This is a genomic window from Mycobacterium sp. TH-M11 (assembly GCF_057473725.1).
On the sequence record NZ_JBYCLD010000064.1, the window covers coordinates 1 to 3702 of the forward strand.

The window sequence follows — 3702 nt, forward strand, 5'->3', positions numbered from 1 at the left end:
TGGCAGGTGGACACGCTGTCGACCGTGTTGTCCGGCACCAAGGGGCTGACCAGCACCTGCGTGCATCAACTGGTCGAGCGCGGCGAGCTCGACCTGAACGCGCCGGTGGCCCGATACTGGCCCGAGTTCGGCCAGGCCGGCAAGCAGGACATCACCCTCGCCATGGTGATGAGCCACCGCTCCGGGGTCATCGGGCCGCGTCAGCGGATGGAGTGGACGAAAGTCACCGATTGGGATTTCGTCTGCCAACAGCTGGCCGCCGCCGAGCCGTGGTGGGAGCCGGGGACCGCGCAGGGCTATCACATGACGACCTTCGGGTTCATCCTCGGCGAAATCTTCCGCCGAGTCACCGGCGACACGGTCGGCCACTATCTGCGCACCCAGATCGCCGAACCCCTGGGCGCCGAGATCCACATCGGTATACCTCGTGCCGAACAACACCGGTGTGCCGATCGGGTCGCCAAACCACACATCCGCCACATGCTGGCCGACGTCAACGCCCCCGGCTACCCCACCTCGCTGAACGAACACCCGAAGGCGGGCCTGGCCGTGTCGATGGGATTCGCGCCCGACGACGAAGTCGGCTCCAACGACCTAGACCTATGGCGTGAACTCGAATTCCCGGGCACCAACGGGCAGGTGTCGGCGCTCGGGCTGGCGACCTTCTACAACGCGCTGGCCCAGGAACAACTGCTCAGCCGCAAGCACATGGATCTGGTTCGGGTCTGCCAGGGGGGGCTGGAGACGGATCTGGTCCTCGGCCCGCGTGTCGCCGACCACGGTTGGGGCTTGGGTTACATGCTCAACCAGCGCTGCGTCAACGGACCCAACCCCTGGATCTTCGGTCACGGCGGCCTGGGCGGGTCGTTCGGTTTCGTCGACCTCGAAAACCGGATCGGCTACGCCTACGTGATGAACCACTTCGACCCGACCAAAGCCAACGCCGATCCGCGCAGCGTGGTCATGAGCAACGAGATCTATCGGGTTCTCGGCGTGCCACGGCGCTGACGAACAGTCAGGCCGGCGGCTCGGCGGGTTCGTCGACACACGCTTGTCAAAAGCCTTGTCCGGGCGGCGGCGGAGGCGGCGGCCCGTCCGGGCCTAACGGTCCCCACCCCTGCCCCGAATCGTTTGTGAAACGGTCGTGGCAGTGTCCCCAATCCCAGTTGTCGCCCCACCCTGGATCCCAGAATTCGCCCGGGCACCACCGCGCGGGTGGTCCGGGCTCGGCGTCGGCGTCACTCGCGACGCTCGCACCGGTGAAACCCAGACCGGCGACGACGGCGACGGTTGCTGCGGCCGCGCGCATTCTTCGGTTCATCCGGCCAGGCTACCCAGCAGGCTGGTCGCGAAGCGGCCTGGTCGCGTGACCGGCCATGCTGCCGGCAGGACTGTCAGGTCTGACAGGTCGGGCACCAGAACAGGTTGCGGCCTTCCAATTCGGCTGTGCGAATCGAGGTTCCGCACAGCCGACAGGGATCGCCAGTGCGGCGATACACATAGGTCCGGGGCCGACCGCGACCGTAGGACGGTTCGCCGTGGTCATGTTCGGGTCGCACCGTGATGATCTTGCCGCGTCGCACGCCGACCTTCATCAGCTCGACCAGATCGGTCCACATTTCGGCGAATTCCGCTTCACCGATCTTCTGGCCTAGTCGATAGGGGTCGATGCCATGCCGGAACAGCAACTCGTTGCGGTAGACGTTACCAACGCCGGCGATAATGGTCTGGTCCATCAGCAAGGCGCTGATTGGCCTGCGGGACTTGCTGATTCGGTGCCACGGCCACGCCGGGTCGGCGTCGCGGCGCAGCGGGTCGGGCCCCAGCCGGGCGACGACGTCGGCGACCTGAGACTCGTCGATGATTTCGCACACCGTGGGCCCGCGGAGGTCGGTGCCGTAGTCGGTGCCGACCATTCGCATCCGCACCGCCCCGACCGCCTCGGGCACGGCGTCGCCGTCCGGCCGCGCCCACTCGGTGAATTTTCCGTACAAGCCGAGGTGCACGTGGACGGTCTCCCCGCCCAGGTAGTGATGGAACAGATGTTTACCCCAGGCCGTCGCCTGTCGCAGAACCTGACCGTCGACCGTGGCTGCCGAGGTGGCGAACCGACCCTGCGGGCTCGACACCGCGACCGGCGCACCGGCGAAGCGACGCTGATGCAACCGGGCCAGCCGGTGCAGCGTGTGCCCCTCGGGCACTACGCCCCGTCGGCACCGGGCACCGGCGGCGCCTTGTGCGTGCGTTCGTACTCACTGAGGATGTCGATGCGGCGTTGGTGGCGTTCAGCTTTCGACCACGGGGTGGTCAGGAATGCGTCGACGATGGCAACCGCTTCGGGCACGGTGTGCATGCGGCCGCCAATACCGATCAGCTGCGCGTTGTTGTGTTGACGGGCCAGCGACGCGGTCTCCACGCTCCATGCCAGCGCGCAGCGCGCGCCCGGCACCTTGTTGGCCGCAATCTGTTCGCCGTTGCCCGATCCGCCCAGCACGATGCCGAGGCTGTCCGGATCGGCGACGGTTTTCAGCGCCGCGGCGATACAGAACGTCGGGTAGTCGTCCTCGGCGTCGTAACTGAAAGCACCGACGTCGATCGGCTCGTGGCCGGTTTCTTTCAAATGCTCGATGATCTGTTGTTTGAGTTCGTAGCCGGCGTGGTCGGAGCCGAGGTAAACGCGCATGGCGGTGATCCTTGCACCGGCGGTCGCCGCTAGTCGAATTCGGGGCCCTCGGTGCGGCTGCGCTTGAGCTCAAAAAAGTGCGGGTAGGCCGCGAACGTCACCGACGCGTCCCACAGCTTGCCAGCCTCTTCACCGCGCGGGATTCTCGAGAGCACCGGCCCGAAGAACGCGGTCCCGTTGATGTGAATGGTGGGTGTGCCGACGTCGTCGCCGACGGCGTCCATGCCGGCGTGGTGGCTCTTACGCAATGCCTCGTCGTAGGCGTCGCTGGTGGCGGCATCGGCCAATTCGGCCGGCAGGTTCAGCTCCTCGAGCGACTGCTTGATGACGTCGTCGAGGTCTTTGTTGCCCTCGTTGTGAATCCGGGTTCCCATGGCTGTGTACAGCGGCGCCAGAATCTCCGAACCGTGGGCTTGCTCGGCCGCGATCGCCACCCGCACCGGGCCGAACGCCTTGGACAACTTCTCCTTGTATTCGGCGGGCAGGTTCTCGCGATTTTCGTTGAGCACCGCCAGACTCATCACCTGGAAGCTCACCCGGATGTCGCGAACCTTTTCCACTTCCAGGATCCAGCGCGAGGTGATCCACGCCCACGGGCACAGCGGGTCGAACCAGAAACCGGCAACTGACTTCTCGGACATACAGATCCTCTCGTCGACGTCGGCAAGCCGTTCAGCACAACCCTAGCCGCGGCGGCCCAATTCCCACCGAGAGCGTCGATTGCCTAAGTTGGACTACGTGGCACTTCCCAACCTCACCCGCGATCAGGCCGTCGAACGCGCTGCTCTGGTCACCGTGGACAACTACCGGATCGACCTGGACCTCACCGACGGTGACGGCAAACCGGGCGAGCGCACATTCCGCTCGACCACGACCGTGCAGTTCGACGCGCTCGCCGGCGCCGACACCGTCGTCGACATCGCCGCAGACACCGTGCGCAGCGCGACACTGAACGGCCGCGAACTCGACGTCTCGGACTACGACGAGTCGACCGGTATCCCGCTGACCGGCCTGGCCGA

The 3702-nt window shown here is 66.0% G+C and carries 5 protein-coding genes and 1 pseudogene; 2 read left to right on the forward strand and 4 right to left on the reverse strand.

Translation table 11 applies throughout. From position 1 onward, the window contains the following. Positions 1–1008, forward strand: a 1008-nt coding sequence (locus AC2VOG_RS02520) for a serine hydrolase domain-containing protein (protein WP_486938341.1), incomplete at its 5' end; no start/stop codon positions are given. A 46-nt stretch (positions 1009–1054) separates the two neighbouring features. Here AC2VOG_RS02520 and AC2VOG_RS02525 read toward each other — a convergent pair. The 4 genes from AC2VOG_RS02525 to AC2VOG_RS02540 all read right to left on the reverse strand — a co-directional run bounded on the left by AC2VOG_RS02525 (position 1055) and on the right by AC2VOG_RS02540 (position 3324). After that, positions 1055–1321: an Mtp family mycobacterial-type pilin gene (locus AC2VOG_RS02525; protein WP_486938342.1), complete on the reverse strand. Its 267-nt coding sequence runs from the start codon at positions 1319–1321 to the stop codon at positions 1055–1057. A 73-nt stretch (positions 1322–1394) separates the two neighbouring features. After that, the gene (locus tag AC2VOG_RS02530) at positions 1395–2201 is read right to left on the reverse strand and encodes an Fpg/Nei family DNA glycosylase (RefSeq protein WP_486938343.1); all 807 of its coding nucleotides are present in this window, start codon (positions 2199–2201) and stop codon (positions 1395–1397) included. Next, a complete protein-coding gene (locus tag AC2VOG_RS02535) occupies positions 2201–2683 on the reverse strand; it encodes a ribose-5-phosphate isomerase (RefSeq protein ID WP_486938344.1) in 483 nt (160 codons plus the stop codon). Before AC2VOG_RS02535 ends, AC2VOG_RS02530 begins: the two co-directional genes overlap by 1 nt. A 29-nt stretch (positions 2684–2712) precedes the next feature. After that, positions 2713–3324: a mycothiol-dependent nitroreductase Rv2466c family protein gene (locus AC2VOG_RS02540; RefSeq protein ID WP_486938345.1), complete on the reverse strand. Its 612-nt coding sequence runs from the start codon at positions 3322–3324 to the stop codon at positions 2713–2715. Between the two features lie 97 nt (positions 3325–3421). Here AC2VOG_RS02540 and AC2VOG_RS02545 point away from each other — a divergent pair. Then, positions 3422–3702: pseudogene (locus AC2VOG_RS02545) on the forward strand (aminopeptidase N); the annotation flags it as partial.